3 protein-coding genes are annotated in these 7,139 nt (G+C 38.4%); all 3 read left to right on the forward strand.

Annotated elements, in window-relative coordinates:
* A partial coding sequence (locus EV200_RS21550; RefSeq protein WP_132536530.1) for a non-ribosomal peptide synthetase occupies positions 1-3,302 on the forward strand: 3,302 nt, incomplete at its 5' end.
* A 1-nt stretch (position 3,303) separates the two neighbouring features.
* Entirely contained in the window at positions 3,304-6,348 is a 3,045-nt protein-coding gene (locus EV200_RS21555; RefSeq protein ID WP_132536532.1) for a type I polyketide synthase, read from the forward strand.
* Between the two features lie 114 nt (positions 6,349-6,462).
* Positions 6,463-7,139: condensation domain-containing protein (locus EV200_RS21560; protein WP_208864596.1), on the forward strand; the 677-nt coding region annotated here is incomplete at its 3' end.

Here is a 7,139-nt window from a genome sequence, read left to right on the forward strand (position 1 = left end):
GTGATTCAGAATACGAGCAGGAGACGATCGGATCTGTTTTATCTTGTTATCAGTCTATCCTTGAGGAGCTGATCTTAACGGTGTCATCAGCAACAGAGGATTATCTTAGTCCTGTTGATCTGACTTACCAGGGACTTAGCATAGCTCAGGTAGAGGAATTGAACAGGGAAGGTAATCTGGAAGATGTTTATCCGCTGAGTCCGTTACAGGAAGGATTGTATTACCACTGGTTAAGTTCATCAGATTCTTCAGTTTATTTTGAGCAGATGAGTTATGAAGTGCGTGGCAAGCTGGATATCGGATTGCTGGAACAGAGTTATGAGTTACTGATTTCACGTCATGCGGTTTTACGTACTTTTTTCACGCAGGATCTTGGAGAGTCATTGCTCCAGGTGGTTTTAAAGGAGGTTCCATCTTCGTTCAGCTATGAGCAGATTTTGGACCGGTCCTTTTCATTGACAGACTATCGTGTTTCAGATCGCAATGCAGGGTTTGATCTGCATAAGGGTTCACAAATGCGGTTATCGGTACTGGAGCTTGGAGAAGATCATTATGCATTCACCTGGAGTCATTACCATATTTTGATGGATGGCTGGTGTGTGGGTATACTGATCAAAGAGTTTTTCCAGTTTTATGATAGTTTACTGGCGGGCCGGGCTGCAGTATTGACCCAGCATTATCCTTATTCAGATTATATCAAGTGGTTAAACAAAGTAGATAAAAAAGCATCCCTTGCTTACTGGGGAGAATATTTGTCGGGTTATACCACAAAGAGCAGTCTGCCAAAAGAGCGCTTAGGTTTAGGGCCGCGGGGTAGTATCCGGCGGAATGAGTTTGACTTGGAGGAATCCTTAAGAGCTTCTTTAGGTGAATTGTGCGGACAGCTGGGGATAACGGAATATACTTTGATCCAGACGGTATGGGGTATTTTGCTGAGCCGTTATACTGACAACAATGATGTGGTTTTTGGTTCTGTAGTATCAGGCCGTCCGGGTGAATTGCAAGGAGTAGAGGAGATAGTGGGTCTGTTTATCAATACAGTGCCGGTACGTATCCGTACAGGAGATTGGATGACTGTCCGTGATTTGCTGAAGGAAGTACAAAAGAATTTTATCTCAGGGAGTGATCATCACTATACGCAGCTGGCTGATATCCAATCGGCAGGTTCATTCAACGGGGAATTGTTTGACCATATCCTGGTTTATGAGAACTACCCTGTTCAACAGCAGATAGCAAAGGATCTGAATAACAAGCAGCAAAGTTTGGAGTTGTCACTGGAATCTTCGGAAGTTATTGGACAGACGAATTATGATTTTGCGATAATGATTATTCCGGGGGATAGGCTGAGTTTTCATCTGAGTTATAACGAAGGGGTTTATGGACAGGCACAGATTGACCGCTTGCAGCAGCACCTGATTCATCTGATTGAACAGGTGGTTCTTGGGCCCGACATGCGTTTGAGTGATCTGGAGTATCTGAGTGGAGCAGAGCGGAATCAGCTGCTGAATGAGTTCAATGCGACCGAAGTTGGATATGCTCATGACCAGACGATTGTAGATTTGTTTGAGGCTCAGGTGGCATTGACTCCTGAAGCGGTGGCTCTGGTATTTGAAGAGCATGAGCTGACCTATGGTGAGTTGAATAGGCGTTCGAATCAGTTGGGGGCTTATCTGCGAACAACAGGTGGCATCCGGCCCGATGAGCTGGTGGGGGTTAAATTACATCGAAGCGAGTTACTGGTGATTGCATTGCTGGGGATCTTAAAGTCAGGCGGGGCCTATGTGCCAATTGATCCTGAGTATCCTCAGGAGCGGATCAGTTATATGGAGAAGGACAGTGGAATCCGTGTTTTACTTGATGAGCATGAGCTGTCCCGGCTGGAACCGTTGCTAAGTGATTATAGTGAAGATAATCTGGTAAAGGTCAATGGTTCATCGGACCTGGCTTATGTGATTTATACCTCAGGGACTACCGGTACTCCAAAAGGGGTAATGATTGAACATGGAGGTATTGCCAATACAATAAATTCTCAACGTGAAATTTTTGAAATTAAAGAAAATGAAAGGGGATTGTTATTTGCATCACTGTCATTTGATGCATCTGTTTCAGAAATATTTACAATCATCACGTCAGGTGGAATATTACATATAATTAATGAGGAAAAGAGGAAGGATCCAGTACTATTAACAAATTATATAAAAGAACAGAAGATTGATATTGCAACCATCCCGCCCGCATATTTGAAATTGATGCAAATTGATGAAATAAGCACAATGAAAAAACTGGTAACAGCTGGCGAAGAGGCTAATGAAGACGCTGCAACTGCATTCACAAATTATGGCATCTATTATAATGGCTATGGACCTACTGAAACTAGTATTTGTGCAACAGTCTTTAAAAAAGAGAAATCTGCTTCGTTCGGTAATAAAGGAGTACCGATTGGAACGCCAATAGCCAACACTCAAATTTATGTTTTGGATAATTCTTTAAGACTGGTATCAATTGGCGTGGCGGGTGAGATATGTATCAGTGGAAGAGGACTGGCGAGAGGTTACCTAAATAGACCCGAATTAACCGAAGAAAAATTTATAATCAACCCATATAATCCTACAGAACGTCTTTACAGGACAGGAGACTTAGGCCGATGGCTTCAAGATGGCAACCTTGAATTTATAGGAAGAAGAGATGAACAGGTAAAAATCCGTGGCTATCGGATTGAGCTGAGAGAAATTGAGAGTGTTATTCTAAAGAATTCTGATGTTTCTGCGGTAGCAGTATTAGCTAAAGAAGATGAGGCAGGAGACCGTATTTTGATAGCTTACATAGCAGGAAAAAAAAGTTTGGATATTTCTGTTCTAAAATCAAACCTAATGAAGGTATTGCCTGGTTTTATGATACCATCTAATTTTTTCATCATGGCACAGTTACCACTTAGTGTCAACGGAAAAGTAAATAAAAAGGAATTGGCTAGTTTAAAAGAGTTAAGACATAATGTTGAGGATTATACGCCATCCCGTAACGAAATAGACGAACAAATGGTGACACTATGGAAAGGACTGTTAGGAAAAGATCAAGTTGGGATAGATGATAATTTTTTTGAAATAGGAGGGAATTCAATTAAGGTAATCAGACTATCTAAACTGATCAATAATCTTTTAGGAGTGGAAATAAATATTGCATTGCTATTTCAATATTCAACAATTAAGAGCCTGAGTGATTTCTTGACGAGTCAAACGGTAGATGAATACCGTGAAAATGTCGATCGAGATGAGCTTTTAGAGAACTTAAATAAATTCAATTAAAATGAAATCAGAGAAAAAATATGGGGGGTTAGAAATAGCTATTATTGGTATTTCCAGCTGTTTTCCCAAAAGTGTAGACTACAGGAAGTTTTGGCAGAATCTCATAAATGGAGAAGATCTGATAACAAAATATTCCGACGAAGAACTTATCAACTCAGGTGTGCCTAAAAGTATTCTGGAAAATAATACATATGTAAAAACATTTGGAGAAGTTGAAAACAAGAATAGATTTGATTACGGTTTTTTTGGATACACGCCAGAAGAAGCAGCATTAATGGATCCGCAAATCAGGCTATTTCATGAATATTGCTGGGCCGCCTTGGAAGATGCTGGATATTCATCTTCAATTGAAGAAAATGTTATTGGTCTTTTTGCCGGAGCCTCTTTAAATGATAACTGGAGATTATACACTTCCGGTAACGCAAATGAGACAAGTGTTGATTCATTTTTTCTAAATCAAATATCAACGAATCAATTTATAAGCTCTCTAGTTTCTTATAAACTTAATCTTAGAGGTCCATCGTACTTTATTGATACGGCTTGTTCAACATCTTTAGTTGCTGTGCATCTTGCTTGCCGAAGCCTATTGATGAAGGAATGCAAAATAGCATTAGCGGGAGGAGCCACAATAAATACGCTAAAGAAAAAAGGTTTTATTCATAAGGACGGAATGGTGGCTTCAAAAGATGGTTATTGCAGAAGTTTTGATAATGCAGCTTCCGGTACTGTGTTTGGAGAAGGTGTAGGAGTCGTTGTACTTAAACGATTAGCCGATGCAATGAACGATGGGGATAATATATACGCAATCATAAAAAGTTCAGCAGTAAACAATGATGGTAGCCAGAAATCCAGCTATACTGCTCCAAGTGTTCAGGGCCAAATAGAATGTATATCATCAGCTCAAAGGTTGGCGCATATTGACGCACATGATATTGGCTATATAGAGGCACATGGAACCGCTACCAAATTAGGGGATCCAATCGAAATTTTGGCACTTAATAAAGCTTTTGGAGTAGGAGGAGAAAAGAAGTTTTGTGCCGTTGGGTCTGTGAAATCTAATATGGGGCATTTGGACGTGGTTGCTGGCGTGGCGGGATTAATCAAAGCAGCATTATGTCTGAAAAATAAGCAGATTCCGGCAACTCTTCATTTTAAGCGACCAAATTCTGAAATTGATTTCAATGGGGGTCCATTTTATGTAAATAATCATTTAAAAGAGTGGAAAATTGAGGATGGAAGTACGCGTTACGCTGGTGTTAATTCTTTAGGTATCGGGGGAACAAATGCTCATGTTATTTTGGAAGAAGCATGCGATATAGAGGAGGATAGTTCCAGAAAAGAATATTTACTATTAAATATTTCCGGAAAAACAAAGAATTCAGTAAAACGCTATATTGATAAATTGAGACTGTTTTTAATAGAGAATCCAAATACAAATTTGGAGGACATGTCTTATACACTTCAGACCGGGCGAAAAAACTTTCTTTATAGAAGAGCATTCGTATATAAAGATCTTCAAGGACTTTTGGAAACACTGGCTCAGGCAGAGTTGGATGAAAAGATTGTAAAGAATATGAATACCAATAGACCTTTAGTTTTTATGTTTCCCGGAGCTGGTTCCCAATATGTGAATATGGGCAGAGATCTTTATTTAGCTGACCCAGTTTTTATGCAAGAGATGAACAGAGGATTTGATTTATTGAAGACTTTAACAAACTTTAATTATTTTGAAATTTTTTACCCAAAAAAAGATGATGATTTTACCATAAACAAGATGCTCCATACGCAGCCGGTAGTTTTTTTATTCGAGTACGCCTTGACACGTATGATGATCACCTATGGTTTTGTTCCGAAATATATGATTGGGCATAGCATAGGGGAATACGTAGCTGCTTGTATAAGTGGTGTATTTACTTTTGAGGATGCAATGAAACTTGTCATTAAACGAGGCGAGTTAATAGATAGTTTGCCAGAGGGTAGAATGATTAGTGCCATAATCGATGAAGAGTCTGCAAAAAAGTATCTAAATGGAGTGTGCTTGGCTGCTGTAAATGGCGACGATCAGATTGTCTTTTCTGGATCCACCCAATCTATTGAGTTATTGACAAAAGAATTGGATAAAGATAGTGTTTCCTGGATTAAATTACATGCTAATTGTGCGGGTCATTCTGAGATGATGAACCCTATTCTCGGCCCTTTTAAAGATGCTTTTTCAGATATCAGATTAAATCCTCCGAGGATCCCCTTTGTATCTTGCCTTACTGGTGCTTTTATAACTGATGAAGAATGTCTTTCTCCCGAATATTGGGTAAAACATATGAGAGAAACGGTTCAGTTTTCAAAAGGAATTAGATCTATATCTTCTTACGACAAAAGATCCTTGTTTATTGAAATTGGCAGCAGTAACTCTCTATCAACTCTTTTAAGACAGAGAAAAATGGATGACGTATATTATAAACCTTTTAATCTCGTTCGTCATCCTAAAGAAGACATTAATGATCTGCAGCATTTACTCGAAAGGTTTGGTCAGTTATGGACACAATCAATTGATGTAAATTGGAAAGCATATTATCAGCTTGAAAAAAGGAAAAAAATCTCGTTGCCTACTTATTGTTTTGAACCTTTTGTATTTCCAACTGAGGTCGATCCATTTCTTCATTATCCTGTGGCTATAACTACAGATGATGAACCTTCCATAGAAAAGGAAGACATAAATAGAGATTTGTATGAGAGTTATAAAGTCGAAAGACCAGATTTATCTTCAAATTTTGTAGCAGCTGTAACGGATACAGAAATAAAGGTGAAAGTTATTTTTGAAGATTTTTTTTGTATTAAAGAAATAGGTATTGAAGACAATTTTTTTGAATTAGGTGGCGACTCTTTGAGAGCAATGATATTATTGAAAAGAATTAACAATAATTTTAACCTAAGTCTTACTGTGAAAGATTTTTTTCAAAAGTCTGATATCAAATCAGTGGCTTCGTTTATTGATGAAGTTACCTGGTTGAAAAATGAAGTTGAAATGGACAATGAAATAAATATCTAATGAGATTTTTATTCAGTAATCATTGTATTCTGCTGTGATTTAAGTCATTTCAATATAGTTTAAGTCTAGTTACTTATAGCAATCCTAACTCCTGTATTGGTAAATAATATTTCTATGGAAATAATTACAACGTTATTAAAGAAATTAAAGCAAAATAATATACATATTTCATTGGATAACAGTGATCTAAAGGTGAAGTTTAACGGGAAGGCATTGCCTGAAGAACTTTTGGAAGGGATCAGAAATAACAAAGTTCTGATAATAGACTATCTGAGTAGCCTAAACAATAATTCTAATAAAATTATAATATCTAAAATACCTGATGCTTTGGACTATGAATTGTCCTCTTCACAGCGCCGGCTTTGGGTACTGAGCCAGTTTGAGGATGGCAATATAGCCTATAATATGCCTGGGGCTTATGTGTTTGAAGGTGACTTTGATTCTCATTGTCTGGAGTTATCTTTTCATGATCTGATCTCGCGTCATGAGATCCTGCGTACGGTTTTCCGTGAGGATGCATCAGGGGAGATCCGTCAGTACATCCTAACTCCGGAGGCCATTGGTTTTTCTTTTAGCTACCATGAACTGTATGGTACTGACCAATCGTCATTAGAAGCTTTGATTGTCAGTGATTTCCATCGTTCGTTTGATTTATCGTCGGGGCCTTTGCTTCGTGCGAGTGTTTACCATGTTGGGGATCATGAATGGATTTTCACCTATACGATGCACCATATCATCAGTGATGGTTGGTCAATGGGTGTTTTGATTCGTGAGGTTCTGGCTTATTATGA

This window comes from Pedobacter psychrotolerans, from assembly GCF_004340665.1.
In the GTDB taxonomy this organism is placed as follows: domain Bacteria; phylum Bacteroidota; class Bacteroidia; order Sphingobacteriales; family Sphingobacteriaceae; genus Pedobacter; species Pedobacter psychrotolerans.